The sequence below is a fragment of the Rhizobium nepotum 39/7 genome, assembly GCF_000949865.1.
GTDB classification, from domain to species: domain Bacteria; phylum Pseudomonadota; class Alphaproteobacteria; order Rhizobiales; family Rhizobiaceae; genus Agrobacterium; species Agrobacterium nepotum.
In genome coordinates this window covers 137,707-161,743 of the sequence record NZ_JWJH01000006.1, presented here as the reverse complement: position 1 = coordinate 161,743, position 24,037 = coordinate 137,707, and the positions used below count along the sequence as shown (strand labels likewise).

Below are 24,037 nucleotides of genomic sequence, written 5' to 3'. Positions count from 1 at the left end.
ATATAAGCAAGATTTAGGTATATACAACGTAGCAACAGAATTATAAAAACACCTTTTTAGAACACCTATAATAGCCACCATGACCGTCTTTCCGACTGTCATCAGGAGACTTGAGCGTATGGATAACCAATCTCTGTCGGAACATAGCATCGCCGCTGCAGACTTGCTGTCAGCGATGGCGAATCCCAAGCGCCTGATGATCTTGTGCACGCTGGTGGATACGGAAGTGCCGGTCGGTGTTCTCGCCTCCCAAGTTGGTCTCAGCCAGTCCGCGCTCTCGCAGCATCTTTCGAAATTGCGTGCCCAGCGGCTGGTGAAGACACGAAGGGATGCGCAGACCATCTATTATTCCAGCAATTCCGAATCCGTCAAAAAGATCCTCGCTTCTCTCGAGGAAATTTATTGCCAGGTGCAGAAGAGCAGCAAGACCGCCGCCTGATCCCACGGCCCCCCACAGGCCCGGCGGTACCATTCCATTAAAACCGGCGCACGACGCCGGTTTTTCTTTGTCCGGTGCCTTGCCGAATATCTGGTCCGGCAAAGGCGCATGGGCTCGGTTTCAGGGCGATGACGCGGCCTGCATCTGCTGTTTGAGCCGGCTTGCCGCAGCCGCATATCCGCCATCGGCGCCATCCACGAAATGCATATGGTCCTTCGAGAGCGGGGAGGGCACGATACAGGTCATCAATGCGGCGTCCTGCTCGTGCAGACCGAAATAACAGGTTTTGGAGGTACGGCCCGATTCCAGCCGCGCGCGGATCTTTTCGAGCCTCCCGGCATCGATATCCACCGTCATCTTCAGGCCGTCGTCGAATTTCCTGAAATCGGTGTTGCTGGCGACTGCGCGCCGGTAGCGCTCGGCATTGAAGCGTCCGAGCGACAATCCCGTTATGCCGAGAAGAGTGATGAGCAGGCTTTCGCCGAGGATGCGCAGGGAACGGCGCATTTTGCCCCAGCTGTCGCGATATGCTGCGCCGGCCCGGGCTTCGAGACCAAGCCCTTCCTGCACGAAGCCGAGTTGCGGTCCATCCTCCGGCACGGGGTGGCCGTGTCTTGTGTCCTGCGCAGCCAGATCGACGAGATCGATGACGAGCTGGCGGAATGCCGGCATATCCCGCGAAGGTCCCGGCACGGCGATGATCGACACCACCTTGCCGTGGGTTGTGGGAATGGGGTTCCAACGGCACGACAGGCCAGTCAGATCCGGCCGCCCGCCTGTCGCGACTGCGGGCAGGGCGTATTGCCCCTCCTTCATCCGCGCTTCCGCCCAGCTGTTGCCGCCGCCCGAAAACATGGCGTAGGAAACATCCTCGCTCGCCTGAAAGCGCGCGACGCGGATATCGAAGCCGTTCTCGCGGATGTCCTCTATCGGAACCAGCGCCACGCGCATCGACAGGTCGAGATCATCCTTCACCCAGCACTGCACGTTCGAAAGGGCGACGCCCGCAAGAGGCAGTCCGCCTGGCGGCACGGCGACGGCGGCGCCATCGCCACCGAACACGAAGGGCAAATCGTGACGCCCGAGACTGTTCGATATGCCTGATATGACCGCAGCGCCCGCCATGTTGACGGCCTTGTATCTGCCGGCCCCGATCGCCCCCGTCGAATCGACGATATCGGCGATGGCCAGTCCCCATCCCGGCGGCAGGGCGCGATAGAGCGCCGGGTCGGCCACATCCTCAAAATGCCGGAAGACGGGCAGGCCCGTCAGAAACTCGTCGTCTGCTGTGTTCATGCCCGCTATTATCCTCCAGCGGCACCCAAACGCCAAGCATTTACGCCGTGTCTTCGCCGGTTGAGGTGAATGCAATCATCGCCAGCCTGACGGTTGATTTACCGGGAATAGACCTTATCCAGCAAAGGTGACTTGCATAAGTCATCAAACCTTCCGTATGAGTTGAATTGGAGGCTCGGAATTCAAACATGGAACGAGTTTTCGCCGGGAGGCGTCCGATAAGTTTCATTCGGTCGACGCCCAAGGCGCTCACCGGGTCTGCGACCCTCTTTTAAAGGAGACACCAGGATGAAACTGAAGACATTGACCAGCGTGACGCTCGCAGCGTCCTTCGCATTCGCACCGCTTGCCCACGCCGAAATCATCATCGGCCTGATTGCGCCGCTTACCGGTCCGGTCGCCGCCTATGGCGATCAGGTCAAGAACGGCGCGCAGACGGCAGTGAATGAAATCAACAAAAAGGGCGGCATCCTCGGAGAGCAGGTCGTGCTCAAGCTTGCCGACGATGGCGGCGAACCGAAGCAGGGCGTTTCTGCAGCAAACCAGCTCGTTGCCGAAGGCATCCATTTCGTCGTCGGTCCGGTGACATCCGGCGTCGCCATTCCGGCATCGGATGTTTTTGCTGAAAACGGCGTTCTGATGATCACGCCAACGGCGACCGCGCCTGATCTGACCAACCGTGGCCTTTCCAACGTCTTCCGCACCTGCGGTCGTGACGACCAGCAGGCCGAGGTTGCGGCGAAATACGTTCTTGGCAACCTCAAGGACAAGAAGATCGCCATCATTCATGACAAGGGCGCTTACGGCAAGGGTCTGGCGGATTCCTTCAAGACGACGCTGAATGCCGGCGGCGTTACCGAAGTTCTCTACGATGCGCTGACACCAGGCGAAAAGGATCTCGGCGCGCTGACGGCCCGCCTGAAATCCGAAAATGTCGACATCGTCTATTTCGGCGGCTACCACCCCGAGGCCGGTCTTCTGGTGCGCCAGCTGAACGACGTCGGCGCCAAGGCTGCGGTTATCGGCGGTGACGGCCTTTCGAACAGCGAGTTCTGGAACATCGGTGCGAAGGCCGGCGAAGGCACGATCTTCACCAACGCTTCCGACGCCCTGAAGAACGACGATTCCAAGGCTGCTGCCGAAGCGCTGAAGGCCGCCAACATCCCGGCGGAAGCCTTCACCCTTAACGCTTATGCCGCCGTCGAAGTGCTGAAAGCCGGCATCGAGAAGGCTGGAAGCGCCAAGGATTCGGAAGCCGTCGTCAAGGCTCTGAAGAGCGGCGATGCTTTCGCCACCGCAATCGGCAAGGTCACCTATGGCGAGAACGGCGACCTGACGTCGCAGGCCTTCTCGCTCTACAAGTGGCAGGACGGCAAGATCGTCGCAGCCGAATAAGATCGAGCGTACCGGCCGCATTCGTTGCGGCCGGTACCATTTCCATCGCCTGAAAAGGGGCATGCAGAATGGGCAACGACCTCGATGCCCGGGATGCACGCGCGGATGGACAGGGAAACCTTCCTGAAATCGGCTTTGCGCGGATATTCCCGATCCTCAGAATTTTCGATGAGGCCAAGGCGCGAGAATTCTACGTCGATTTTCTCGGTTTCGAGATCGACTGGGAACATCGCTTCGGCGAAAATTTCCCGCTCTACATGCAGGTTTCGCGGGCCGGAATGGGGCTTCACCTCAGCGGTCATCACGGCGATGCTACGCCGGGTTCCAATATCTTCGCCACCATGCATGGTGTTCACGCCTATCAGAGAGAGCTGGCGGGCAAAGACTACCGGTTCCTGAAGCCGGGCGTTGAAGAATTGCCCTGGGGCGATGTCATGGAAGTCACCGATCCGTTCGGCAACCGTATCCGTTTCTGCGAGCAGAAAAGCGAGAGGTGACGTTTTACCGTGACCTTGCGGGGTCTTGACCTCGGCTGCGGTTTGAACGATAGAAAACGGAAATAGTGAACCGCGTGCAGGGAACTCCCTGCGCGCGGTTCATGCGTTTTGGCAGTCGGTTCTGCAATTGGTTCGCATCCGCACGGGGGCAAAAATGAACAGTGAAGGCAATGCACTGGTAAGGAAGCTTGCATTCTGGGGCATTCCGCTTTCTTTCGGCGTGCTGGGCCTCAAGCTCGTGGCCTGGTGGGTCACGGGGTCGGTAGCGCTTCTGTCTGATGGTCTGGAATCCACCGTCAATGTGGTTGCGGCCTTCATTGCCTATTTCGTCATCCGGTATGCGCAAAAGCCCGCCGATGACGATCACCAGTTCGGCCATCACAAGGCGGAGTATCTCTCCGCCGTCGTGGAAGGCGTGCTGATCGTCGTTGCCGCGCTCCTCATCGTGCAGGAGGCCTGGGGCGGTCTCTTCAATCCGAGGTTGCCGGAAGCGCCGGTTCTGGGTCTCGCCATCAACGCGGCGGCGGGCCTCGTCAACGCCGTCTGGGCGACGATCCTGATCCGTACCGGTAAGAAATACGCGTCGCCGGCGCTTGCGGCCGATGGCCACCACATCATGTCCGATGTGGTGACATCCGTGGGCGTTCTCGTTGGTCTCGTTCTTGCGTTTGTGACGGGTTACGCCATTCTCGATCCGCTGCTGGCCATTCTGGTCGCCATCAACATCCTGTTTCAGGGATCGAAGGTCATTTTGAATTCGCTCGGCGGGCTGATGGACCGGGCCGTGGAGCCGGAGGAAGAGGAGGCGATCAAGAAGGCGATCGCCGACCATTCGGGTGGCGTGATCGGGGTGCATGACCTGCGGACCCGCCGCGCCGGTTCGGCCGCCTTCATCGATTTCCACGTTGTCGTTCCCGCTCCGATGACGGTGCGGGAGGCGCATGATATTTGCGACCGCCTTGAAGATGCCATAAGGGACGTCATACCGGGCGCCAGCCTTGCCATTCACGTCGAGCCGGAAGGCGAAAAGGCGCATGGCGTCAAAGTGATTGTTTGAATAACAGGAGTTTTCCATGTCCGTGACGGATGTTTCCGGCCTGTCGCAGCTGGGCACGAAGGTCGATACGCCCGAGAGCCCGGAAAAGGCCATTCTCGAAAAGGTGCCGAACGGCAATGCCGGCACCGATTACGTGGTGCGGTTCACCGCGCCCGAATTCACCTCGCTTTGCCCGATGACCGGCCAGCCGGACTTCGCCCATATCGTCATCGATTATATTGCCGGTGATTTTCTGGTGGAATCGAAGTCGCTGAAGCTGTTCCTGCAATCCTTCCGCAACCACGGCGCATTCCACGAGGATTGCTCGGTCTATATCGCCAGGCGGCTGGTGGAGCTGCTGCAGCCGAAATGGCTGAGAATCGGCGCTTACTGGTATCCGCGCGGCGGCATTCCGATCGACGTCTTCTGGCAGACCGGACCGGTGCCCGAGGGTGTGTGGTTGCCGGATCAGGGTGTCCCGACCTATCGCGGTCGCGGCTGATCCGGCTTTTCAGAACGGTGGAGGCTCAGGCGAACGAACTGTCGTCGCCTGAATCCATATCCGCGTCATCGGCGCTGTTATCGTAGTCGGCCTGCTGGATATCGTCGTCGTCGTTGTTTTGCGGGTTAGCGCTGTCCCCGTAATAGTTGTTGATGACGGTTTCCTCGGCAGGTGCGTTACCGGCAGGATTGCTGCCGCCGAAGGGCGATCCCAACCCTGACGACGACGCGTGGTTGCCGAAAATACCGCTCAACGAATTGGCGAGCAGCATGCCGCCGGCAACACCGGCGGCTGCGCCGAGCGCGCCTTGCAGGAAACCGCCACCTGATGAACGTCCGGCCGCTCCGGGCTGCTGGCTCCATAGGCCGCCGGGCTGCTGATCGGGTGCGCGGCCTGGGGGTGATCCCCATGGACCGGCCGTCTGGCCTGCCGTGTCGTTGCGCCACGAGGCCTGAGGCGGCGGTGGTGCGGGTGTCGGCGCGGGCGGTTGTGGCTGGCCGGTGCCGAAGATCGAACTCAGAAAGCCGCCCTGTGCGGCGGCTTGCGGAGCGGCATTGCCGCTTTCCAGCGCGTGGATGCGGTCTTCGAGCTGCTTGATGTGCGCTGCCGCCGCTTCCAGGCCCTTTTCCTGAACGATCACCGCCTGGGCGAGATAATAGGGGGCTGCGGGCTGATCGCGCACGGCGTCCGCGATCAATGTTTCCGCCTCGCGGTCACGCGGGGCGGCGGATGCGGTTTTGGTCCTGTCGAACAGGGCCGTGAGAAGCTGGCTTTCTTCCGGTGACATATGATGCCTCCTTACCGTGAAGCGAAAATCCACGATAAGGAGGTAGGGCCGAATTCAGGCTTTTCAAAGCGGCCGAAACTTTAAATTTCGGTAATGATGGTCAGCCGCCGAATGCGAGCGAAAGACCCGCTATTGCCGTCAGCGCACCGGCGGTGCGGCTTGCAGCGGAGCCGAAGCGGGCGATGCGAAGGCCGAGCACGATACCGGCAAGATGCAGAACAGCGGTTGCGATCATGAAGCCGATACCGAATTGCCAGACGCCGGCGCTGCCGAGTTCACCGCCATGGGCGTGGCCGTGGAAAAGGGCGAAAGCGCCGACCACGGCGGCGGCGGCTGCCGTCGGGAGCCTTGCCGCGATAGTGACCAGCAGGCCGAGGCCGATGACGGAGGCGAGAATGGCCGGCTCGACGAAGGGAAGGCCGATGCCGTAAACCGCCATCAGGAAACCGACGGCCATGGTGCCGACGAATGCGGAAGGCACGATCCAAAGTGCCTTGCGGTCGTTCTGCGCCAAGGCGATCTGCGAGGCCCAGAGACCGACTGCCACCATCGCCAGAATGTGGTCGGCACCGAAGAAGGGGTGGGAGACGCCGGCCATGAACGAGCCGTGTTCTTCCGGGTTCAAATGGGCAAAGGCGGGCAGGGTGGTAGCGCCGAGTGCTGCGGCAGCAAGGCTTAGTCTTTTCAGCATGGTTCCCTCTTTAGATTGTCGCCGCCTGCGAGGGGATCTTGGGGTTCCCGCAGCGGGCGGCACTGCAATGAGAAACCGACGATATCGCGAAGGCCGCGAGGCTGTCCATGCGTCATCTGCCGGGGGGTGCTGTTTATTGTTCGGGCGCAAACCTTGCCTTTTTTGCTCATTGCCTTACGTAACAAGTCGCACTATGTCCGAAGGGCATGCATGAATTACGCTGGAGAGCCGTTGATGAACGAAGACGAAGACGACAAGAGCAAGGAACTGCCGATCGGCAAGGAAACGGAAGCGAATCTTTTCAAGTCGCGTTCGATCTTCATCTATGGTGGCATCACGCAGGAACTGGCGCAGAAGGTCTGCACGCAGCTCGTGGCGCTGGCCGCCGCCAGCGACGACGACATTCGCGTCTACGTCAATTCGCCGGGCGGTCATGTGGAATCGGGTGATTCCATCCATGACATGATCAAGTTCATCAAGCCGAAGGTCTACATCATCGGTACGGGCTGGGTCGCTTCCGCCGGCGCGCTGATCTATGTTTCGGTTCCGAAGGAACGCCGCCTTTGCCTGCCGAACACCCGCTTCCTGCTGCACCAACCCTCCGGCGGTACGCGCGGCATGGCGTCCGACATCGAAATCCAGGCCCGCGAAATCATCAAGATGAACCAGCGCCTGATCAAGATCTTCTCCAAGGCCACCGGCCAGAGCGAAGAAAAGATCGCCAAGGATATCGATCGCGATTACTGGCTCGGCGCGGAAGAGGCCAAGACCTACGGCCTCGTCGGCAAGATCGTCGAGAGCCAGTCGGAACTTTGAATTTCTGACTTTCTGTTGAAAAAGCCCGTGCCGGTGAAAACCGGCGCGGGCTTTTTCCATTCGGGCTGGCGTCACTTCATGGTGTTGCAGGACTTCATCATGCCGTCCTTTTTCATCGTTTCCGTCTTCATTGTGTCACTGTGCATCTTCATCGTATCGGTCTTCATGCTGTCGGCATGGGCGATTCCCGCGAGGAAGCGGTGGTGATGGCGGTAAAAATGCGGGTCATGAAAAGTCTCCTCTGGACGTCGTTGAATGTCCGCCAGCATCTTGCAAGGGCCCACGAATATCCATTCGGCCGGAAACGCCGTGCCGTTACACCCTCACGCGTTTGTGACGGGATATTCGGGCGAGATTTTTTTAAAGCCATTATGTAACAATATCCTGCGGAGCGCGAATAACCCGATAGTGACGATGACAGGCAGCCTTTCGGAAGAAACATTAAAAATGCTGATGCTGCGTTCCCTCGACGGGGACGAAAGTGCCTACAGGCATTTGCTCCATGCCTTGCGCAGGCTGCTGATCGCCTATTTCGACCGGCGCATGGCCGCTGCTTCACGGGGCGATGTGGAGGATCTCGTTCAGGATACGCTGTTGTCGCTTCATGCCAAACGCGAGACCTATGATCGCGCAAGACCCTTTACGGCCTGGTTCTTTTCGATAGCGCGCTACAAGCTCGTTGACCACTATCGGGGCAGGGGCGCGCGTGCGCTGGCGGAAGTCGAGCTTGACGAGACGCTGGAGGCCCGCACCTCCGTCGATGCGGTCACGGCACGCATGGATGTGGAACGGCTGCTCGACGATTTGCCGGAGCGGCAACGCGACCTCATCCGCAGGGTGAAGATCGAAGGTCAGTCAATCGCCGAAGCGGCGGAAAAATCCGGCCAGACCGAGCTTGCGGCGAGGGTCGGCATTCACAGGACGTTGAAAATCCTGGCGGCAAAGTTGCGGGGAGACACGTGAGAAAGACGGATGACATCATTGATCAATTGGCGGGTGATCTGAAACCTGTGCCCGCTTTTGCGCTGGAGCGCAGGCTGGCGCTTGCGGCCTTGCCGGCGATGGGCGTTTCGCTGTTGCTGATGCTCGTCATTCTCGGGCTGCGCGGCGATATGAACGATGCCCTGACCGAAGTCGGCTTCTGGATCAAATCCGCCTACAACGCCTTGCTGGCCCTGATTGCGTTTCTCGCGGTCAACCGCCTTGCCCGGCCCGACGGGGACAGCGGCCGCATTTTCGTCTGGCTTGCGGTGATTTTCGCTGCGATGGCGGCGATCGCACTCGTCCAGCTGGGGTTTGCCTTTCCGGAGGATTATAGGGCGCTTATTCTGGGATCATCGGCGCTGCATTGCCCGTTTCTGATCGTCGCTTTCGCGCTTCCGGTGTTCCTGGCGAATTTCGGGGTTCTCAGGCGCTCCGCCCCTGCTGATCCGGCACTAGCGGGTTTTGTCGCGGGCATCGCAGCGGGTGCTGCCGGAGCCTGGGTCTATTCATGGTTCTGCACCGAAAACGGCATGGCTTTCGTGCTGATCTGGTATTCGCTGGGTATTTTCCTGACCGGCCTGATCGGTGCTTTTGCCGGCTCACGCCTGCTTCGCTGGTGACCGGCGCAGGTTTTGCCGTATCACCTCGGTCGCCGATGCCGGCCCGGACTTCGTCCCGAGCCGGCATCGTTCATTGAGGGTTTTCACTGACCCAAATTGGCGGGAATCGCGAATGCCGCGAACTGCGTGAACTGCTTGCCGGGATTGAAATTATCGTCCGAGGCGACGATGAAAAGCTGTCTGCCATCCACCACCGGTCCGAATGCGAAACTTTCGATATTGTCGATATCGAGACCGTAATCGCCTTCGTTGATTTCGAACCACGGCGTCTTCGATACGCTGCGCACATTCGCCGCATCGATCTTGTCCTTGCCGAGGATGTTTTCCGCGCCCGAGAGATCGGCGACGAAAAAGCGGATATGGTTGCCAACGCCGGAGGCGAAATTACGCTCCACCGTGACGAAACGGCCGTCCGGCAGGGCTTCCATGGCTGAAAGTCCGTTATCGTTATATTTCGGCTCGGCGGCGGTGGGTGTCTTGGAAATCGCTTCGGTGACGTAGACATGTTCGGCGACGGGTTTCAGCGTCGCCGTGTCGATCACGAGGATGCGCGCGGGGCTGCCGGCCTGTGGCGTCGCCTTCTGACCGTCCTGGATCAGCGCATTTTCCGTGGCTGCGATGAGTTTGCCGGATGTGAGGGTCAGCCCCTCGAAGCCGAGATTGTTCTGCACGCCCTTCGTCTTCGCGTCATCGACGAGATAGGCGTCAGGCAGTTCCAGCCGCTTCACATTGCCGCCATCGAGGTCCGAGACGTAAAGCGCTGGCTGGTTTTTCAGGTCGCGTTCCGAGGACCAGTAAAGCTTGCCGCCCTTGCGGTCGAGCGCGATGCCTTCCGCGTCGATGCCTTTCAGCGCGAAGGCCGTTCCGGTCTCGTCCTTCAATTCGTGTGTGGCGGCGATGTTCAGCGTGGCGACGCCTTCCGTCACGGCCAGTTCCAGCTCGTAATAACGGGCCGGGCCTTTTTCGACCCTGTCATCGGAAATAGCAAGATAACGGCCGGTTTCGCTGTCAAAGGCGAGATCGGAAATGCCACCGAAGGCGACGCCATTGATGGAGAGGCCCGAGGGGACGACGATCTGGCCGAGCAAGGTCGGTGCTGGCGGGGTTTGCGCTGCAACCGGAAGGGCCGCAAGACAGAAAGCGGCGATGGTGGCGATGCGAAGCATGGAGACGTTCCCTCTTGTGGCGGATGCCCTGTTGTGGCGACTGCCGAGAGGATTAGCGCCCTGCCGCTAAACTTTGATGACGTTTGCCATGCCGCCGTACCTGAAGTCCGGTGGCTCATCTTGCCAAGCGGCTTCTTTTTTGATCCTGAATGGTATCAATGCTCCGTCCAGAGCGTGGGGCCATCCTCGGATTCGCGCTCCACGTTTCAAATTTTCGTTTTTTGCCTGTCACCAGTGCATAACGCTATGCGTCTGCCGCGACAGTCAGCAGACCGTAGAGTGCTTTTATGCTGAAAGATTTTTCCGTCCAGAGCCTGTTCATGGGATGCCTGACCGCCTTTGTCGGCTTCGCCAGCTCTTTCGCCGTCATCTTGCAGGGCCTGAAGGCCGTCGGGGCCACGGATTTTCAGGCGGCATCGGGACTGATGGCGCTTTCCGTGGCGATGGGTGTGTGCGCAGTCGTTCTTTCCGTCGCGACAAGGATGCCCATCAGCATGGCGTGGTCGACACCCGGAGGTGCTCTGCTGGCGACCACGGGAGTGATCGAAGGCGGTTTTCCGGCGGCTGTCGGCGGCTTTCTCATCTGCGCCGTATTGATCGTTTTTGCCGGCCTTTTCAGGCCGCTCGGAAGGGCCGTCGCCTCCATTCCCGCGCCGCTCGCCAACGCCATGTTGTCAGGGGTCATCATCGGTCTGTGTTACGCGCCGATCAAGGCGATCGGTTTTAACCCGGCGTTCGGCCTGCCGATCATTCTCGCCTGGATCGTGGTGGGGGCGTTCCGGCGGCTTTTCGCCGTGCCTGCGGCGCTTGCCGCCTTCGTGCTGGTGATGATCTTCGGTATCGATATTCCTGCGGGTGCTCTCGACAGCGTGGCGCAATCGCTGACACCGCCGATGGAATGGGTAACGCCCGTCTTCAGCCTGCACGCGGTCGTCTCCATCGCGCTGCCGCTCTTCATCGTCACCATGGCTTCGCAGAACATTCCCGGCATCGCGGTGCTGAAGGTCAACCATTACGATCCGCAGCCGGGGCCGCTTTTCGCCGCGAGCGGCTTTTTCTCGCTGCTTTCCGCGCCCTTTGGCGGCCATGCGGTCAATCTTGCCGCAATCACGGCGGCGATGTGCGCTGGCGAGGACGCCCACCCCGATCCGAAACGGCGCTACTGGGCGGCGATCATCGGCGGTGTCGGCTACATCATCTTCGGCCTTCTAGCGGGTGCAGTCACGGCCTTCGTGGCACTCGCGCCGCCGATCCTCATACAGGCGGTGGCGGGGCTTGCGCTGGTGGGCGCCTTTTCCGGCTCCGCCGTTGCCGCCTTCAAGGAGCCGGAAACGCGCGAGGCCGCAGCGATCACCTTCCTCATCACGGCCTCCGGCCTTTCCTTCGCCGGTATTTCCGGGGCCTTCTGGGGGCTGATCGGCGGCGGGCTGATGATGGCGTTGCAGCGGGTGGTGAAGCGTGGTTAGATAGGGTGCTTATTGTTTTAAAGAAATACTATATATGGATTTTGAATTCGATCTGGCCAAGAGCGAAAGCAACAAAGACAAACACGGCATAGATTTCATAGAGGCGCAGGCGCTGTGGCTCGATGAGAAAAGACTTGTCGTACCTCTCGAAACTACTTCGGAAGAGCGGTATATTGTAATCGCTCAATTGCGCGGAAAGTGCTGGAGCGCCGTCTATACCAACAGAAATGACCGGTTGCGGATCATTTCCGTCAGGCGTTCCAGAGACAAGGAGAAGCATCGTTATGAAGACGATAAGCGCTGAAGATTTCGACAAAAAATTCGATGACGGCGAAGACATAGACGATTATCTCGACTGGTCCACGGCCACCCGCCCCGGGCTGGAAATGGTGCATGTCGATGTTGATCTTCCCGAAGATGTTTTGCGAAGAGTGGACGCAGAGGCGGCCCGGCTTGGCACAACGCGTCAATCCCTGATGGCTAAATGGATAGCCGAAAGGCTGGAAACCGGCCGGCACGCAAAATAGAGACAAGGATCACAAGATCACTTGTCAGACCGCCAGCCGCTGTTTATACACGTCACCATGAGCAACAGCATCGCAACCATTTCCGGCATGAGCGCGCAGATTTCTGCGATGGCCTCGCCGTGCGGTGCACTCTCGCTTCTTAGCCTCGACCTTACACGCGGTTGCCGGGTCCAGTGAGGAGCGCCCGGCGGCCGAAAGCCCGCTGGCATTAACGCTCCTCATCTCGAAATCTCATTTTATACTGGATTTAGGCCCTTGAGGCCGCGCATCCGCCGATGGCTCGAACAGCCCGCGGACTGTGCAAGGAGGAAGCGAAATGGACGCCAAGATCACCAATATTTCCAAGGGCATGTCGGACGCGAACGTCAAGTATCGCCCTTACCCGACCATCAATATTCCTGACCGCACATGGCCGGGCAAGATCATCGACAAGGCGCCGATCTGGTGTTCGGTGGATTTGCGCGACGGCAACCAGTCGCTGGTCAACCCCATGGGTCACGACCGCAAGGCCCGCATGTTCAAGCTGCTGCTCGAAATGGGTTTCAAGGAAATCGAGATCGGTTTCCCTTCCGCCTCGCAGACGGATTTCGATTTCGCCCGCTGGTGTGTGGAGCAGGGCAATGTGCCTGACGACGTCTCCCTGCAGGTGCTGGTGCAGTGCCGTCCGGAACTGATCACCCGCACCTTCGAGGCGCTGGAAGGCGCCAACAAGCCGATCATCCACTTCTACAATTCCACCTCGGAATTGCAGCGTCGCGTGGTGTTCGGCAAGGATGTGCATGGCATCAAGCAGATTGCCGTCGATGCGGCCAAGATGATCACCGACATGGCGGCCAAGGCCGGCGGCGGTTTCCGCTTCGAATATTCGCCGGAAAGCTTTACCGGCACCGAGCTGGAAGTGGCGCTGGAAATCTGCAACGCCGTGGTCGAAGTGGTGAAGCCAACGGCGGATAACAAGCTGATCCTGAACCTGCCCTCGACGGTGGAAATGGCGACGCCGAACATCTATGCCGACCAGATCGAATGGATGTGCCGCAATATCGACAATCGCGAAAATGTCATCATCTCGCTGCATCCGCATAATGACCGCGGCACGGGCATTGCCGCGACCGAGCTGGCGCTGATGGCCGGTGCGGATCGTGTCGAAGGCACGCTGTTCGGCAATGGCGAGCGCACCGGCAACGTGGACGTGGTAACGCTGGCGCTGAACATGTATACGCAGGGCGTCGACCCCGAGCTGGATTGCCGCGATATCGAGCGCATCAAGGCGGTCTACGAATATTCCAACGAGATGACGATCCCGGAGCGCCATCCCTATGTCGGTGAACTGGTCTATACCGCGTTTTCCGGCTCGCATCAGGATGCGATCAACAAGGGCATGAAGGCGATCAAGGTCGCCAACCACCCGGTCTGGGAAGTACCTTATCTGCCGATCGATCCGAAGGATGTCGGCCGCTCCTACGAGGCGATCATCCGCATCAACTCGCAATCCGGCAAGGGCGGCATCGCCTATATTCTGCAGCAGGATTACGGCATTAACCTGCCGCGCAACCTGCAGGTGGAGTTCCGAGAGGAAATCCAGCGCATCACCGATGAAGAGGGCGTGGAACTTCCGGCCAGGCGCATCTACGAGCGTTTCATGGAGCGTTACGTGACGCAGCCGAATGCGCGCATCAAGTTCGTCGATCACCACACCTATCCGGCCGGCGATTTCAAGGGCGTGCGCATCGTCGCCGCCGAGATCACCGACAATGGCGAGGTGAAGCGCATCGAGGGCAAGGGGACCGGTCCGATCGACGGTTTCATCAATGCGCTCTCGGTCTATCTCGGCATCGACCTGTCGGTGAATGATTATTCCGAGCACTCGCTGCAACACGGGTCGAATGCTTCGGCCATCGCCTATGTCGAGATGGAACATCCGGGCGGGAAGTTGTTCGGGGCGGGGGTCAATACGAATATTGTTGGTGCTTCGCTGGAGGCGATTGTTTCTGCGGCCAACCGGGTGCTGGAAGAGCGGGCGAAGTAAGTTGGCTTTGAGGGGGCGGCAAGGCACCCCCCTCTGTCCTGCCGGACATCTCCCCCACAAGGAGGGAGATCAGCAGGCGGTAGCCTCTCGGCCATCACCAACGTTGCGAGTGAGCGGGCGTTGACTTCTGGCTGATCTCCCCCCTTGTGGGGGAGATGCCCGGCAGGGCAGAGGGGGGTAAGCTCTCCTCCGCTCCAACACTGCGGATTATTCCCGCAGCCGGGAAAACCCCAACGGCCTACCATTCTCATAAAACACCCGCACATCTTCAAGCGCGACGGCCGTTCCTGTCTCGTCGAGGCTATGGCGTTCGCAGGCGACGTTCCATGTGCCGGGGCCGCCGGAAATATGGAAGAGATTATAAGCCGCGCGCGGTTTTTCGCCGCCCGGTCCCTGACTGGCCGATGCAATGCCGACGACCGGAATATGGTCCTCCCCGTGGTGGGTGTTCAGCCAGTGGACCGTGTTCAGGTGGGTGTGGCCATGCAGCACGAGTTCCGCGCCGCCAACGCCGAGGGCGGCGGCGAAACGGCGGATGCCGATCATGCGCTTGTGGGTGGGGGAGGCGCCACGGATCGGCGGGTGATGGATCATCACGACGCGGAACAGTCCCTGTTCACCGGCTTTTTTTAGGAGTTCCGCCGTTGCGCGCGCCTGTCGGTTGCCGAAATAACCGGTGGCCGAGAAGGGCGGTGTCGCAATCGAGGTGGAACAGCCGATCAGCGCGACGGGGCCGCGCACGCGCATATAGGGGAAAATCTTGCGGTCGTCGTCCCATTCGTCCGGGTCGCCATCGCCGCGCACGTAAGGATACCAGGCCTGCATGGCCTTGTCGTGCGCGCCGGAAACATAAGCATCGTGATTGCCGGGAACGACCGAGGTTCTTTCGGGGTCGCCCACTTCCTCCAGCCAGTCGGCGGCGGCGCGAATTTCAATGCCTGTCGCAAGATTGACGAGATCGCCGGTAATAGCCAGATGATCCGGCGACTTGCTCTCCAGATCATCGAGCAGCTTTTCCAGCGTGTCGGTGAACAGGTGCTTGCGGCGGTTGCGGTGCCAGTTGACGAAACCGGTGATACGTTTGGATGCAAGTTCCCGGAAGGTGAGTTTTGGCAATGGCCCTAGATGGACGTCTGAAATATGCGCAAGTTTGAACATGGCGGCAGAGATAACCTATGATATGCGGCACGTCCAATAAAAGCCTGCCGGCGGGGAGAGACCAGGGTGAATGACGAGACAATCGAGCGGCGGGCCCGCCCGTTCCACACACGCGTTCTCATCCGTCTGCTTCATTTCGTTTTTCTGTTCACGCGGGGCGCGACGCTCGGCGTGCGTGCGGCCTGTTTCGATGACAGGGGCAGGATTTTTCTGGTGCGGCATACCTATCTGCCCGGCTGGTATCTGCCGGGCGGCGGGGTGGAACGTGGCGAGACCCTGCTGGTGGCGCTCCACAAGGAAATCCGCGAGGAAGGCAATCTCGAGGCGGTCTCGGCACCTCGGCTTTTCCATGTCTACCTCAATCTGGAAGGCAGCAACCGCGATCATGTGGCGCTCTACCGGCTGGACGTCACCCAGACCGAACTCAAAAAACCGGATCATGAAATTGCCGAAAGCGGCTTTTTCGATCTCTCCGATCTGCCGGAAAATGTGACGCCCGCCACCCATCGCCGCCTTGCCGAACTTGCTGGCAAAGCGGTGATTGCCGATTACTGGTAGCGGCGGCGTTCCTCCCGTCAGGCGAGCGCCTCGCGGCCGTGGGCCATGGTCAGGTCCAGTTCCGGGCCGACGGGCACGATGCCGGTCGGGTTGATGGTCAGGTGGCTGCGGTAATAATGTTCCTTGATATGGCGTATGTCGACAGTCTCCGGCACGCCTGATGTCTGGTAGAGATCGCGGATGTAACCCGTAAGATGCGGGTAATCGTGAATGCGGCGGATGTTGCATTTGAAGTGGCCGACATAAACAGGGTCGAACCGCACCAGCGTGGTGAACAGGCGCCAGTCGGCTTCCGTCTGCTGTGCGCCGAACAGGAAGCGCCGGTCTTTCAGCCGGTTTTCCAGCATGTCCAGCGTCTCGAACACCTTCACGGCATTCTGCTGATAGGCATCCTGCGTGGTGGCGAAACCGGCCTTGTAGACGCCGTTGTTGACGGTGTCGTAGATGATGCCGTTCAGCGCGTCGATGTCGGTGCGCAGCGCCTCGGGGTAATAATCCGCCGCCGATCCGGTGAGATCGTTGAAGGCCACGTTGAACATGCGGATGATCTCGGCCGATTCATTGGAGACTATGGTGCCGCGCTGCTTGTCCCACAGTACCGGCACGGTGACGCGGCCGGAATAGCGGGGATCCGCCTTCGCATAGACCTGCCAGAGCCTGGAGAAGCCGAAGAGGTGATCCTCGGTCGCTTCAGGCGTGCGCTCACCTTGCGCTCTGAATTCCCAGCCGTTTTCCAACATCAGCGGATCGACGACGGAGACGGAAATCAGGTCATCCAGCTTTTTCAGCTTGCGGAAAATCAGGGTACGATGCGCCCAGGGGCAGGCCAGCGAGACATAGAGGTGGTAACGGTCTTTCTCGGCCCTGAAACCGCCTTCGCCGGACGGGCCGGGCTCGCCATCCGCTGTCACCCAGTTGCGGAATTGCGAGGCGCTACGCTTGAAGTGCCCCTTGGTTTCCTTGGTGTCGTACCAGACGTCTTTCCATACGCCTTCCACCAGCATGCCCATGACGATCTCCTTGGTTGGTTCCTTGAGCGCGATCCTAACCGTTTAGGATCGTGTCGCGAACCCGCATGGCGGTGAACAATGCGTTTCTGATAAGCTGCATCAGCAGAATGAGATGTTGCCGAGATTTGTTCTGGACGGTTGGGAATTTTCCTGATAATTGCGATTTTCACAAATCTGAGGAAATTGCCGATTATGATCGAAACACGGATGCTCCGACGACGCTGACGCTCCTGAACGCCCTTACCGGCGCAGCCGTCATCTATTGTCGCATCCGCATTCTGGAAGTTTCGGTCTCTTCATGTCCAAGCACGATCTTGTCTACCTCACCGAGGACGCGTCGCACGACGCCATCATCGAAATCATCAACGAAGAAGCATTCGGCCCCGGCCGGCACACCCGTGCGGCCGCGCGCATTCGTGAGCAGGGTCCGCATGACCGGTCGCTGTCCTTCGTCTGCGCCGACGATGGCGAGACGATCGCTTCGGTGGTCATGACGCCGGTTCTGGCCGGTGGGGTGAATGGCCATATGCTCGGCCCGCTTGCCGTGCGGCCTTCGCACAAGAATATGGGCATCGGTCGCGAACTTGTGCGGATCGCCATTGCCGCTGCCCGGCGGAAGGGCTCCGAGGCCGTGATCCTGATCGGCGATCCGCCCTATTACATGCCGCTCGGTTTCGAAAAGGTCGCCTATGCGGCGCTCGATTTTCCCGGCCCGGTGGACCCCAACCGGGTGCTGGTCGTGCCGCTTGGCGACGATGTGCACCAGCGGCTGAAGGGCAAGATCGGCTGGCGCAAATGCGAGGCCGCCATGCCCGCCGCCAAGGCGGAAGATGACGGCTTCGAGGAGCCTCTTCGGGTTTACGGCTGACGGATTTTCAGAAACGCGGCTTTGCCATTTCCCGCCAGCGCATCCCTCCACCCTGATTCCTGTGACGAGCACAGGAATCAGGGGAGAGACACATGGGCCTCGAACCATTTGCCCCGCACAATGGATTCCATTCAAACCGGTGGCGACCTCGCGAAAATTCAATTCCGTTTCTTGCTCCCATGCGGTAGCACTCGAAAGTCGATTTCGACGAAGGGGGCGGGCATATGACGGCAATCACCATGAACGATGCGCTGGAGCGTGCGGGTGCGGGTGCCTATCAGCGGCGACTGATGGGTATTTTCGGCCTTGTCTGGGCCGCAGACGCCATGCAGGTTCTGGCGGTTGGTTTTACCGCCGCCTCGATTGCCGCGACTTTCGGGCTGACGGTGCCGCAGGCCTTGCAGACCGGAACGGCGTTCTTTTTCGGCATGCTTCTCGGTGCGGCCGGTTTCGGGCGTCTGGCGGACCGTTACGGCCGTCGCCGTGTGCTGATCATCACCGTGGCCTGCGACGCCGTGTTCGGTGTGCTTTCCATCTTCGCGCCCAACTTTGCCATTCTTCTCGTCCTGCGCTTTCTGACGGGTGCGGCCGTGGGCGGCACTTTGCCGGTGGATTACGCGATGATGGCGGAATTCCTGCCGGCAAAAAATCGCGGCCGCTGGCTGGTCTTTCTGGAAGGCTTCTGGGCCATCGGAACCCTGATCGTGGCGCTTGCCGCCTGGGGTGCCAGCCTTGCCGGCGTGGCCGACGCCTGGCGTTACATCTTCGCGGTTACGGCCTTTCCCGCCGTTCTCGGTCTCGGCTTGCGGTTCCTTGTGCCGGAATCGCCGCTTTTCCTGATGCGGGCGGGTCGGTCGGAAGAGGCCAAGACCGTCGTCAATCGCATGCTGGTGGTGAACGGCCGCGCGCCTCTCGATGCCGGGACGGGGCTTTTCCAGCCGGAGGTCACAAAAGGGCAGGGGATATTTTCGCCGGCGCTCAGACAGCGCAGCATCATGATCCTTGTCATCTGGTTTCTCGTCTCCGTCTCCTATTACGGCGTCTTCACCTGGATGCCGGCGAAACTGGCGGGAGACGGTTTTGGCTTCGTGCGCGGTTACGGTTTTCTGGTGCTGGTGGCGCTGGCGCAGATCCCCGGTTATGCGCTTGCCGCCTATGGCGTTGAAAAATGGGGCCGCAAGCCGACGCTGATCGGTTTCTGCCTGCTGTCGGCACTCGGTTGCCTGCTCTTCACGTTCGCCACCGGTGGTGCAATGATCGCCACTTCGCTTCTCATCATGAGCTTTGCGCTGCTTGGTACGTGGGGCGCGCTTTATGCCTTTACGCCGGAATTGTACCCGACGGAATCGCGTGCGACCGGCATGGGTGCTGCGGGCGCCATGGCAAGGCTGGGCGGGCTTCTTGCGCCGTCGCTGCTGGGTTATGCCATCGCGCAGGGCTTCGGTTTCGCCATCGGTATCTTTGCCGGACTGCTGGTGCTTGCCGCCATTGCGGCAACGATGATCAATGCGGAAACGCGGCAGGTGGCGCTGACATAGGCATGTGTTTTCTGCCGATGGCCTGACCTCCGCAGGTCAGGCCATCGGTTTCACTGTCTTATAGTGCGGTGTAGTTGACCGGCAGCCAATCGTAATTGGTGCTGTCTGTGCGCAAGTGGCCTATGCCGGGGAAGGCGATGTGGGCGCCGGCCACGAGGTATTTGCCTTCAACGGCCTGCCTGAATGCCAAAGCGCGCGCCGTGACGGCGGCCTTCTGATCGACGTCGAATTCGATTGCGACATCAGGCTCATCGAACTGGAGGACGTCGCCATGGGTGATGTCGCCCCAGAAGACGATCTTTTCCCCTTCGCTTTCGATCACGATGCCGCTGTGGCCCGGTGTGTGGCCGGCATAGAGGACAGAGCCGAGGCCGGGGACAGGCGCGGCGTTATCCGCGAATGTCTTGAGCTTTCCTGCATCGACATAGGGTTTGGTGCTTTCCCTTGCTTCGGCATAAGCCTTTTTCAGCGCTTCGGGTGCTGCCTTGGCCCTGGCTTCATCAAGCCAGAAGGCGGCCTCGCGCTCGTTGACGTGTAGCGTTGCGTTGGTAAATACGCGCTTGCCATCCGCGGCCAGCCCGCCGGAGTGATCGGTGTGGATATGGGTAAGAATAATGTCGTCTATGTCCGCAGCCTTGTAACCGGATGCCTCGATATTGGCGACGAGCTTGCCGAGCGATGGGCCGAGATAGTCGCCCGTGCCGGCATCGATGAGGACCAGCCTGTCTCCGGTGTTGACGAGATAGGCATTGACCGAAGTGGGTATTTGTTCTGGCAGGAAGGCATCTTTCAAAACCTCGGCCGCGTGTTCCGGGGTGGTGTTGGTGTAGATTTTGGCGAGCGGCAGTGCGATGACGCCGTCCGAAACGGCGGTAACCTCCACTTTGCCGACCATCAGACGATAAAATCCGGGCGCCTGGGTGGCGGCGAGCGGCGCCTTGGCGAATGCGAGCGAGGGTGCAACGAAGGGGGCGGCGATGATGGCGCTGGCAGCGCCTTTGAGAAGTGAGCGGCGTGATGGCATTTTGAGCTCCTGAGTTTTGCGGAAGCCTTGAAAGTTTCCTAACTCCAGCTAAGTGTAGGGAAGCCAGCAATCAAATCGATGTGACTTATGCAAACTATCGATCATTTCAATCTTCGTTCTTTCGACCTCAATCTTCTCATCGCTTTCGATGCGATGATGGAGGAGATGAGCGTCACGCGCGCGGCGCGTCGGCTGAAAATCCAGCAGCCGGCCATGAGCCACAATATCTCGACATTGCGGATCCTGTTTCAGGATGAGCTTTTCATCCGGGTGGGGCAGGAGATGAAGCCGACGGCGCGGGCGATCAATCTGTCGGGTCCGGTGAGGCAGGCCTTGCGGCAGGCGCAGGCGGCGGTGATGACGGCGGATGTGTTCGATCCGGCGACGGAGCGCCGCACGTTCCGGCTGGGAATGTCGAGTGAGGTGGAGCTGTTGCTATTGCCGGATCTGACCGCGCGGCTGCGCGAGATTGCGCCCGGCATCCGCCTTTTGGCGCGCAACGGGCAGGAGCAGGAAATCACGGCGATGTTGGATACGGGTGTGATCGACATGGCTGTGGGATGCACCTATTCGAAGGAACAGCGCCACCATTGCGAACCTCTCTATTCGTCCAGCGTTCTTTGCTGCTTCAACCCGGCTTTGCTCGATCTGCCCAATCCTGTGGGACTGGATGCCTATATGGAGGCCAAACACGCGGTCATATCGCAGACGGACAGCCTGCATGGCTGCATCAAGGATGCGCTGGAACTGAGCGGCATGGACATCGATGTCGTGGCCGCAGCGCCAGATTTCCTCTCGGTTCTGGCAACGGCGCGATCCTCGGCGGTGCTGGCAACCGTGTCCTCGCGCATCGCGCTGCGTTATGCGCCGATGCTGGGACTGGAAATAAGCCCTGTGCCCGTGACGCTGAATTTTCCGCCTGTCGCCATGGTCTGGACATTGCAGACCGATGCGGATGCCGGAGCCGTGTGGCTTCGCCAGCAAATCCGCGAGGCCATGGGGCGCACGGTGGAGGTGGACGGTGAGGTATCGGGAATTGCCGCCTAGAATCGTTTCTCGAGCCATGTGATCGACTGGCCGCTGGAGAGGGGCGCAAGCGAGCCGATCTTCGTGAAACCGTAGCGTTCATAGAGCCGCAATGCATCCGGGTTCATCGTGTCGATATAAGCGCCGATGCAGCCGCGCTTTTTGGCTTCTTCCTCCGCCATCGCAAGCAGCTTCGGGCCTGTGCCCTGACCGCGCATGGTTTCCGGCACGAAGAGAAGCTGCACATAAAGCCAGCCGCGGCCGGTATAGCCCACCAAGCCGCCGGTGACGGTATTCTCCTCATCGCGGATGGTGATGATGAGTTCGCGTTTGTCGCTTTCGCCGAAACGGGCGAGATTATAGGCCACCAGCGGATCGCGGATGGCCTTCTCGGCTTCTGCATCCGCGACATCGCTCAAAACGAAATTCATGTTCATGTTTCCCTGGACGCCCGGGCGGCGGCCGTTTCCCGTTTTCCAATCCGAGACGGGAAAGCGCCTTAAGCTTCCACCGGAAAGTTCCTACCGGCCCTCACGCCACCAGAGCGCGGAGAAGGCGAGGAGCAGGGCGGCAAGCCCGGCAAAACCGGCAAATAGCGGCAGGGTGTTGACACCTTTCAGCACCGTCTCGTCGGTCATGCGTATCAGCATGCGATCATCATCGGCAACCCTGATATCGCCTCTGACAGGCAGGATATCGGGGAGGGCGATGCGGCCGGAATTATCGGCGACACGGTGCACGCTGCCCCTGGTGGCGTCGGCCAGCGGTTTCAGCGTTTCGGTCGTCGAAATCATCGCCTTGAATTCCGGCGCATCCACCGCGCCGACATGGACGAGCGTGGTGAAATCGCCGTTCTTGATTTCGAACAGGCCGGTTTCGTCCATTCGGCGCTCGATCTTGTAGAGACCCGGCTCCGTGGCGGTGAAGGCCATGTTTTCGGTTTTTCCGGAAGGGAAACGCACACTCGCCTGACCGGGATCGTCGCCGATGGTCTGGCGGGTGATTTCCAATGTGCGGCCATTGGCCCGCGCCGTCAGCGCCTCTTCCTCAAGCTCCGGTTCCTTCATCAGCCAGTGCGCGATGCGGCGGTAAAGCGCCACATGTGGGCCGCCGCCTTCGAAACCGCGCGCCCACAGCCAGCCCTGATCGGAAAGCAGCATGGCGACGCGACCTTCGCCCTGACGGTTCAGCACCAGCAGCGGGTCCTGTCCGTCACCCAGCATCACGGTCTGGCCCTGCGGCGGGTCGACGCTGACGGTGCGGAACCAGCGGCCCCAATGCGGCGGCTCGTCGCCCGATCCATCCAGCCCACGGGTGACGGGGTGTTTCTTGCCCGCTTCCGAAAGGCGGGGATAAAACGCCGCCTGATGCATCTGGCCCGTCGGCTGGGCCGGCAGCACGGATGCGAGCGGCGTCATGGCGATCGAATCCTGACCGGCATGTTCCGGGCCGGCGGCGATCAGCAGCGCGCCGCCCTTTTCGACATATTGCGCGATGTAGTCGTAATAGAGGATCGGCAGCACACCACGATGCTGATAGCGGTCGAAGATGATGAGGTCGAAATCCTCGATCTTCTCAACGAACAGCTCTCGCGTCGGGAATGCGATCAGCGACAATTCGTTGATCGGCGTGCCATCCTGCTTTTCCGGCGGGCGCAGAATGGTGAAATGCACCAGATCGACCGAGGCGTCGGATTTCAACAGGTTACGCCAGGCGCGTTCGCCCGCATGCGGCTCGCCCGAGACCAGCAGCACACGCAGGTTCTGGCGGATGCCTTCGATCAGGTGAACCGCACGGTTGTTCGCGGCCGTCACTTCGCCCGGAAGCTCGGCGACGGAAAACTCCATGACATTGTTGCCGCCGCGCGGAACCTTGAAGTTGAAAGGTGTCGGCTGGCCGGGTGTGGCCTGCAGGGTGGCGATTTCCTGCCCGTTCATCTTGACGGTGACTTCCGCCGAGCCGCCCCCTGTGGGGCGCCCGTCGTCGAAGACCCGCAGCGTCAGCTGCTGTTCCTCGTTGACGATGCCGAAGCGGGGTGCGCGAACGATTTCGATGCGGCGGTCGAATTCATCGGCCTTGCCGGTGATCAGCCCGTGAACGGGCGCGCGGAAACCGAGCGCCTGCTCGGCATTGGGCAGCGCATTCGGAATATCGTGGATCTGGCCGTCGCTGAGGAATATCGCACCGCCGACGCGGGAAGGCGAGACATCCGAGACGGCGGAGGAAAGGGCCGAGAAAAGCTGGGTCGAGGGCGAATCGCTCTCGCCGTCGTCGCGCACCTCCACGATGCGCGGTTCGATGCGCGGGAAGCGGGACAGGCGGTCTTTCAGCGTCTCCAGCGCCGTATCGGTCATTTGCGGCCGGTCCTGCACATCCTGGCTCTGCGAGCGATCGACGATGACAGGCACGATGGTGGAGAGCGGTTCGCGTTCTTCCTGCGTGAGCAGCGGATTGGCGATGGCGGCAAGCAGGGCCGCAAGCGCCAGCCCGCGCAGCCAGGCGCCGCGCACGCCGCGCCAGAGGCCGATCAAGGAGAGCGCAAGGGCGGCAACGGCCAGGACGGCAATCACGATCCACGGCAGGAAGGGGGCGAATGCCAATGTCATG

26 protein-coding genes are annotated in these 24,037 nt (G+C 60.3%); 16 read left to right on the top strand and 10 right to left on the bottom strand.

The features are described 5' to 3' along the window. Nucleotides 1-118: 118 nt before the first annotated feature. Entirely contained in the window at nucleotides 119-439 is a 321-nt protein-coding gene (locus RS75_RS08125) for an ArsR/SmtB family transcription factor (protein WP_045019117.1), read from the top strand. A gap of 120 nt (nucleotides 440-559) precedes the next feature. Here RS75_RS08125 and RS75_RS08120 read toward each other — a convergent pair whose 3' ends face one another. Then, nucleotides 560-1,735 carry a DUF3095 domain-containing protein gene (locus tag RS75_RS08120; RefSeq protein ID WP_045019115.1) on the bottom strand — a complete coding sequence of 392 codons (1,176 nt, stop codon included), beginning with the start codon at nucleotides 1,733-1,735 and terminating at the stop codon, nucleotides 560-562. A 288-nt stretch (nucleotides 1,736-2,023) separates the two neighbouring features. Between RS75_RS08120 and RS75_RS08115 the strand changes: the two genes are divergently transcribed. The 4 genes from RS75_RS08115 (at nucleotide 2,024) to queF (ending at nucleotide 5,165) form a co-directional block, all read left to right on the top strand. Beyond that, nucleotides 2,024-3,130 (top strand): branched-chain amino acid ABC transporter substrate-binding protein, encoded by a 1,107-nt coding sequence (locus tag RS75_RS08115; protein ID WP_045019113.1) that lies wholly within the window; start codon nucleotides 2,024-2,026, stop codon nucleotides 3,128-3,130. Between the two features lie 68 nt (nucleotides 3,131-3,198). After that, complete coding sequence (locus RS75_RS08110; RefSeq protein WP_045019111.1) at nucleotides 3,199-3,627, top strand: glyoxalase superfamily protein; 429 nt, start codon at nucleotides 3,199-3,201, stop codon at nucleotides 3,625-3,627. Between the two features lie 154 nt (nucleotides 3,628-3,781). Then, entirely contained in the window at nucleotides 3,782-4,684 is a 903-nt protein-coding gene (locus RS75_RS08105; RefSeq protein ID WP_045019108.1) for a cation diffusion facilitator family transporter, read from the top strand. A 16-nt stretch (nucleotides 4,685-4,700) separates the two neighbouring features. Continuing rightward, nucleotides 4,701-5,165: a preQ(1) synthase gene (gene queF, locus RS75_RS08100; protein WP_003494539.1), complete on the top strand. Its 465-nt coding sequence runs from the start codon at nucleotides 4,701-4,703 to the stop codon at nucleotides 5,163-5,165. 25 nt (nucleotides 5,166-5,190) lie between these two features. Here the strand turns inward: queF and RS75_RS08095 are convergent, their stop codons facing one another. Continuing rightward, nucleotides 5,191-5,952, bottom strand: coding sequence for a DUF2076 domain-containing protein (locus tag RS75_RS08095; RefSeq protein ID WP_045019105.1), 762 nt, complete (start codon nucleotides 5,950-5,952; stop codon nucleotides 5,191-5,193). Between the two features lie 100 nt (nucleotides 5,953-6,052). Continuing rightward, a complete protein-coding gene (locus RS75_RS08090) occupies nucleotides 6,053-6,643 on the bottom strand; it encodes a HupE/UreJ family protein (protein WP_045019103.1) in 591 nt (196 codons plus the stop codon). Nucleotides 6,644-6,877: 234 nt separating this feature from the next. Here RS75_RS08090 and RS75_RS08085 point away from each other — a divergent pair, with 234 nt between their 5' ends. Further along, a complete protein-coding gene (locus tag RS75_RS08085) occupies nucleotides 6,878-7,459 on the top strand; it encodes an ATP-dependent Clp protease proteolytic subunit (protein WP_045019101.1) in 582 nt (193 codons plus the stop codon). Nucleotides 7,460-7,530: 71 nt separating this feature from the next. On the opposite strand, the gene RS75_RS27430 is transcribed toward RS75_RS08085, so the two are convergent. Next, nucleotides 7,531-7,728 (bottom strand): hypothetical protein, encoded by a 198-nt coding sequence (locus RS75_RS27430; protein ID WP_234704235.1) that lies wholly within the window; start codon nucleotides 7,726-7,728, stop codon nucleotides 7,531-7,533. 178 nt (nucleotides 7,729-7,906) lie between these two features. Between RS75_RS27430 and RS75_RS08075 the strand changes: the two genes are divergently transcribed. Beyond that, on the top strand, nucleotides 7,907-8,422 hold the full coding sequence (locus RS75_RS08075; RefSeq protein ID WP_045019097.1) for a sigma-70 family RNA polymerase sigma factor: 516 nt from the start codon (nucleotides 7,907-7,909) through the stop codon (nucleotides 8,420-8,422). After that, nucleotides 8,419-9,063 carry an NrsF family protein gene (locus RS75_RS08070; RefSeq protein WP_045019095.1) on the top strand — a complete coding sequence of 215 codons (645 nt, stop codon included), beginning with the start codon at nucleotides 8,419-8,421 and terminating at the stop codon, nucleotides 9,061-9,063. The genes RS75_RS08075 and RS75_RS08070 overlap by 4 nt, the downstream gene beginning before the upstream one ends. 83 nt (nucleotides 9,064-9,146) lie before the next feature. Here RS75_RS08070 and RS75_RS08065 read toward each other — a convergent pair whose 3' ends face one another. Continuing rightward, complete coding sequence (locus RS75_RS08065) at nucleotides 9,147-10,229, bottom strand: esterase-like activity of phytase family protein (RefSeq protein WP_045019093.1); 1,083 nt, start codon at nucleotides 10,227-10,229, stop codon at nucleotides 9,147-9,149. 287 nt (nucleotides 10,230-10,516) lie between these two features. Between RS75_RS08065 and RS75_RS08060 the strand changes: the two genes are divergently transcribed. From RS75_RS08060 to leuA, 4 genes are all read left to right on the top strand, one after another. Then, a complete protein-coding gene (locus tag RS75_RS08060; protein WP_045019091.1) occupies nucleotides 10,517-11,695 on the top strand; it encodes a benzoate/H(+) symporter BenE family transporter in 1,179 nt (392 codons plus the stop codon). A 34-nt stretch (nucleotides 11,696-11,729) separates the two neighbouring features. Continuing rightward, nucleotides 11,730-11,999 carry a BrnT family toxin gene (locus tag RS75_RS08055; RefSeq protein ID WP_045019088.1) on the top strand — a complete coding sequence of 90 codons (270 nt, stop codon included), beginning with the start codon at nucleotides 11,730-11,732 and terminating at the stop codon, nucleotides 11,997-11,999. Beyond that, the gene (brnA, locus tag RS75_RS08050) at nucleotides 11,980-12,222 is read left to right on the top strand and encodes a type II toxin-antitoxin system BrnA family antitoxin (RefSeq protein WP_045019086.1); all 243 of its coding nucleotides are present in this window, start codon (nucleotides 11,980-11,982) and stop codon (nucleotides 12,220-12,222) included. The genes RS75_RS08055 and brnA overlap by 20 nt, the downstream gene beginning before the upstream one ends. A 316-nt stretch (nucleotides 12,223-12,538) precedes the next feature. Continuing rightward, nucleotides 12,539-14,248, top strand: coding sequence for a 2-isopropylmalate synthase (gene leuA / locus RS75_RS08045; RefSeq protein ID WP_045019084.1), 1,710 nt, complete (start codon nucleotides 12,539-12,541; stop codon nucleotides 14,246-14,248). Between the two features lie 207 nt (nucleotides 14,249-14,455). On the opposite strand, the gene RS75_RS08040 is transcribed toward leuA, so the two are convergent. Then, the gene (locus RS75_RS08040; RefSeq protein WP_045019082.1) at nucleotides 14,456-15,406 is read right to left on the bottom strand and encodes a metallophosphoesterase family protein; all 951 of its coding nucleotides are present in this window, start codon (nucleotides 15,404-15,406) and stop codon (nucleotides 14,456-14,458) included. Between the two features lie 66 nt (nucleotides 15,407-15,472). Between RS75_RS08040 and RS75_RS08035 the strand changes: the two genes are divergently transcribed. Beyond that, nucleotides 15,473-15,964: an NUDIX domain-containing protein gene (locus tag RS75_RS08035; protein WP_045019079.1), complete on the top strand. Its 492-nt coding sequence runs from the start codon at nucleotides 15,473-15,475 to the stop codon at nucleotides 15,962-15,964. Nucleotides 15,965-15,981: 17 nt separating this feature from the next. On the opposite strand, the gene RS75_RS08030 is transcribed toward RS75_RS08035, so the two are convergent. Further along, entirely contained in the window at nucleotides 15,982-16,974 is a 993-nt protein-coding gene (locus RS75_RS08030) for a glutathione S-transferase family protein (protein WP_045019077.1), read from the bottom strand. A gap of 298 nt (nucleotides 16,975-17,272) precedes the next feature. Here RS75_RS08030 and RS75_RS08025 point away from each other — a divergent pair, with 298 nt between their 5' ends. After that, entirely contained in the window at nucleotides 17,273-17,842 is a 570-nt protein-coding gene (locus RS75_RS08025) for a GNAT family N-acetyltransferase (protein WP_045019075.1), read from the top strand. 224 nt (nucleotides 17,843-18,066) lie between these two features. Beyond that, nucleotides 18,067-19,380 (top strand): MFS transporter, encoded by a 1,314-nt coding sequence (locus tag RS75_RS08020; RefSeq protein WP_045019073.1) that lies wholly within the window; start codon nucleotides 18,067-18,069, stop codon nucleotides 19,378-19,380. A 58-nt stretch (nucleotides 19,381-19,438) separates the two neighbouring features. Here RS75_RS08020 and RS75_RS08015 read toward each other — a convergent pair whose 3' ends face one another. Beyond that, nucleotides 19,439-20,404: an MBL fold metallo-hydrolase gene (locus RS75_RS08015; RefSeq protein WP_045019070.1), complete on the bottom strand. Its 966-nt coding sequence runs from the start codon at nucleotides 20,402-20,404 to the stop codon at nucleotides 19,439-19,441. 87 nt (nucleotides 20,405-20,491) lie between these two features. Here RS75_RS08015 and RS75_RS08010 point away from each other — a divergent pair, with 87 nt between their 5' ends. After that, on the top strand, nucleotides 20,492-21,451 hold the full coding sequence (locus tag RS75_RS08010) for a LysR substrate-binding domain-containing protein (protein ID WP_045019068.1): 960 nt from the start codon (nucleotides 20,492-20,494) through the stop codon (nucleotides 21,449-21,451). Here the strand turns inward: RS75_RS08010 and RS75_RS08005 are convergent. Continuing rightward, on the bottom strand, nucleotides 21,448-21,861 hold the full coding sequence (locus RS75_RS08005; protein ID WP_045019200.1) for a GNAT family N-acetyltransferase: 414 nt from the start codon (nucleotides 21,859-21,861) through the stop codon (nucleotides 21,448-21,450). The two genes, RS75_RS08010 and RS75_RS08005, sit on opposite strands and share 4 nt — an antisense overlap. 90 nt (nucleotides 21,862-21,951) lie before the next feature. Then, on the bottom strand, nucleotides 21,952-24,036 hold the full coding sequence (locus tag RS75_RS08000) for a membrane protein (RefSeq protein WP_045019066.1): 2,085 nt from the start codon (nucleotides 24,034-24,036) through the stop codon (nucleotides 21,952-21,954). Nucleotide 24,037: the final 1 nt, after the last annotated feature.

What these genes read in the sequence shown, in the direction of transcription:
- RS75_RS08105 (WP_045019108.1), top strand. Translation starts at nt 3,782, where the DNA reads ATGAACAGTGAAGGCAATGCACTGGTAAGGAAGCTTGCATTCTGGGGC.
- RS75_RS08000 (WP_045019066.1), bottom strand. Translation starts at nt 24,036, where the DNA reads ATGACATTGGCATTCGCCCCCTTCCTGCCGTGGATCGTGATTGCCGTC.
- leuA (WP_045019084.1), top strand. Translation starts at nt 12,539, where the DNA reads ATGGACGCCAAGATCACCAATATTTCCAAGGGCATGTCGGACGCGAAC.
- RS75_RS08115 (WP_045019113.1), top strand. Translation starts at nt 2,024, where the DNA reads ATGAAACTGAAGACATTGACCAGCGTGACGCTCGCAGCGTCCTTCGCA.
- RS75_RS08090 (WP_045019103.1), bottom strand. Translation starts at nt 6,643, where the DNA reads ATGCTGAAAAGACTAAGCCTTGCTGCCGCAGCACTCGGCGCTACCACC.
- RS75_RS08030 (WP_045019077.1), bottom strand. Translation starts at nt 16,974, where the DNA reads ATGGGCATGCTGGTGGAAGGCGTATGGAAAGACGTCTGGTACGACACC.
- RS75_RS08040 (WP_045019082.1), bottom strand. Translation starts at nt 15,406, where the DNA reads ATGTTCAAACTTGCGCATATTTCAGACGTCCATCTAGGGCCATTGCCA.
- RS75_RS08095 (WP_045019105.1), bottom strand. Translation starts at nt 5,952, where the DNA reads ATGTCACCGGAAGAAAGCCAGCTTCTCACGGCCCTGTTCGACAGGACC.
- RS75_RS27430 (WP_234704235.1), bottom strand. Translation starts at nt 7,728, where the DNA reads ATGCTGGCGGACATTCAACGACGTCCAGAGGAGACTTTTCATGACCCG.
- RS75_RS08065 (WP_045019093.1), bottom strand. Translation starts at nt 10,229, where the DNA reads ATGCTTCGCATCGCCACCATCGCCGCTTTCTGTCTTGCGGCCCTTCCG.
- RS75_RS08110 (WP_045019111.1), top strand. Translation starts at nt 3,199, where the DNA reads ATGGGCAACGACCTCGATGCCCGGGATGCACGCGCGGATGGACAGGGA.
- RS75_RS08125 (WP_045019117.1), top strand. Translation starts at nt 119, where the DNA reads ATGGATAACCAATCTCTGTCGGAACATAGCATCGCCGCTGCAGACTTG.
- RS75_RS08075 (WP_045019097.1), top strand. Translation starts at nt 7,907, where the DNA reads ATGCTGATGCTGCGTTCCCTCGACGGGGACGAAAGTGCCTACAGGCAT.
- RS75_RS08025 (WP_045019075.1), top strand. Translation starts at nt 17,273, where the DNA reads ATGTCCAAGCACGATCTTGTCTACCTCACCGAGGACGCGTCGCACGAC.
- RS75_RS08085 (WP_045019101.1), top strand. Translation starts at nt 6,878, where the DNA reads ATGAACGAAGACGAAGACGACAAGAGCAAGGAACTGCCGATCGGCAAG.
- RS75_RS08055 (WP_045019088.1), top strand. Translation starts at nt 11,730, where the DNA reads ATGGATTTTGAATTCGATCTGGCCAAGAGCGAAAGCAACAAAGACAAA.
- RS75_RS08060 (WP_045019091.1), top strand. Translation starts at nt 10,517, where the DNA reads ATGCTGAAAGATTTTTCCGTCCAGAGCCTGTTCATGGGATGCCTGACC.
- RS75_RS08020 (WP_045019073.1), top strand. Translation starts at nt 18,067, where the DNA reads ATGACGGCAATCACCATGAACGATGCGCTGGAGCGTGCGGGTGCGGGT.
- RS75_RS08005 (WP_045019200.1), bottom strand. Translation starts at nt 21,861, where the DNA reads ATGAATTTCGTTTTGAGCGATGTCGCGGATGCAGAAGCCGAGAAGGCC.
- RS75_RS08120 (WP_045019115.1), bottom strand. Translation starts at nt 1,735, where the DNA reads ATGAACACAGCAGACGACGAGTTTCTGACGGGCCTGCCCGTCTTCCGG.
- RS75_RS08015 (WP_045019070.1), bottom strand. Translation starts at nt 20,404, where the DNA reads ATGCCATCACGCCGCTCACTTCTCAAAGGCGCTGCCAGCGCCATCATC.
- RS75_RS08010 (WP_045019068.1), top strand. Translation starts at nt 20,492, where the DNA reads ATGCAAACTATCGATCATTTCAATCTTCGTTCTTTCGACCTCAATCTT.
- brnA (WP_045019086.1), top strand. Translation starts at nt 11,980, where the DNA reads ATGAAGACGATAAGCGCTGAAGATTTCGACAAAAAATTCGATGACGGC.
- queF (WP_003494539.1), top strand. Translation starts at nt 4,701, where the DNA reads ATGTCCGTGACGGATGTTTCCGGCCTGTCGCAGCTGGGCACGAAGGTC.